General features: G+C 74.1%; 1 protein-coding gene and 1 pseudogene. One reads left to right on the forward strand and one right to left on the reverse strand.

The features are described 5' to 3' along the window. The coding region (locus AB0C29_RS48110) for an AMP-binding protein (RefSeq protein WP_360835031.1) at positions 1-1048 on the reverse strand (1048 nt) is incomplete at its 3' end. A 96-nt stretch (positions 1049-1144) separates the two neighbouring features. Between AB0C29_RS48110 and AB0C29_RS48115 the strand changes: the two are divergent. Then, positions 1145-1485 (forward strand): annotated as a pseudogene (locus AB0C29_RS48115) (hypothetical protein); the annotation flags it as partial.

The following is a 1485-nucleotide window of genomic DNA, read 5'->3' on the forward strand; positions in this document are numbered from 1 at the left end:
CGGGCACCAGCCGGCCGACCGAACCACGCCGGGGCGCGTCGAGCGGGCCGCCGGAGATGAAGGCCGACGTCTCGGTCATGCCGAGGCCCTGCGCGACGGCGCAGCCCAGCCGCTCGGCACACCGCTGTTCCTGGTCGGCGCCCAGCGGTGCCGCACCGACACCGACCGCCCGCAGCGAGGACAGGTCGTAGTTGTCGACCATCGGGTGGTACGCCAGCGCCAGCGCGATCGGCGGGACCACGATGGTCAGCGTCGCCCGGTGCTGCTGGATCAGGCTCAGGAACGCCTCCAGGTCGAAGCGCCCCATGGTGACGAGGGTGGTGCCGGCGGCCAGGCTGCCCGGCAGCACCAGGTTGAGGCCGAGCGCGTGGAAGAACGGCGCCACGGCGACCACGACGTCCTGCTCGTGGAAGCTCAGGGAGGCCTGGCCCTGGCGGACGTTGGTGACCAGGGCGGTGTGCGTGAGCTCGACCCCTTTGGGCAGGCCGGAGGTGCCGCTGGAGAAGGGCAGGGCGGCCAGGTCGCGGTCCGGGTCGATCGGCACGTGCACCGGCGGGTACGAGTGGCCGACCAGCTCGCTGAAGGGGGTGGCTCCGGGGGCCGTACCGAGCACGAACACCTCTTCGACCCCGGCCCGGGCCGCCGCGGCCACCGCCTGCTCGGCCAGGGCCGGCACCGTGACCAGCAGCCGGGCCCGGGCGGCGGTCAGCTGAGCGGTGAGCTCCTCGACCGTGGACGCCGGACTCGCGCCGGTGACGATCCCGCCGGCGGCCATCGCCCCGTACGCGATCACGGCGTACTCCGGCAGGTTGGGAAGGTGCACGGCCAGGACGTCGCCGGGCGCGAAGCCCCGGGCGACCAGGCCGGCGGCCATCCGGTCGACGCCGGTGGCGAGATCACGATAGGTGAGCGTGCGGCCGGTGGCCCCGTCGATGAGGGCCGGCTTGTCGCCGAGCCGGGCGGCGTGCCGCAGGACGAGCGCGGGCACGGTGCTCCCGCCGATCTCCACATCGGGCAGGACACTGCGGATCGTGCTGGAAAGAGTCATGACCGCGACCGTAGGAAGCAAGCGTGTGCGGTCCGTTTCCCGACCGTCAGCGCAGCGTGGTTCGCGGTAAGGTCCCAGCTGACGACGGCGGTGACGATGGCGCACGAGGAGCTGCGGGTCCGGGTGCTCGGCTCGGCCGAGCTGACCGTGGGTGGGCGTCCACTCGCGGAGCTGGCGTCCGTCAAGGCCACGGCCCTCGTGTTCTACCTCGCGGTCACCGGCACCGCGCACTCCCGCTCCGCGCTCGCCGGGCTGCTCTGGAGCGAGCTGCCCGAGCCGACCGCGCGGGCCAATCTGCGGCTGGTGCTCACCAAGCTGCGCCGTGCGCTGCCGGAGCACGTGGTGGCGACCCGGCAGACGGTCGCCCTGGCCGCGGACCAGCCGGTCTGGGTGGACGCCGCCGAGGTCGCCCGGGCCGCCACCGCCGAGCACGACGG

It is taken from the genome of Actinoplanes sp. NPDC048791 (assembly GCF_040650095.1).
Taxonomy (GTDB): Bacteria; Actinomycetota; Actinomycetes; order Mycobacteriales; family Micromonosporaceae; genus Actinoplanes.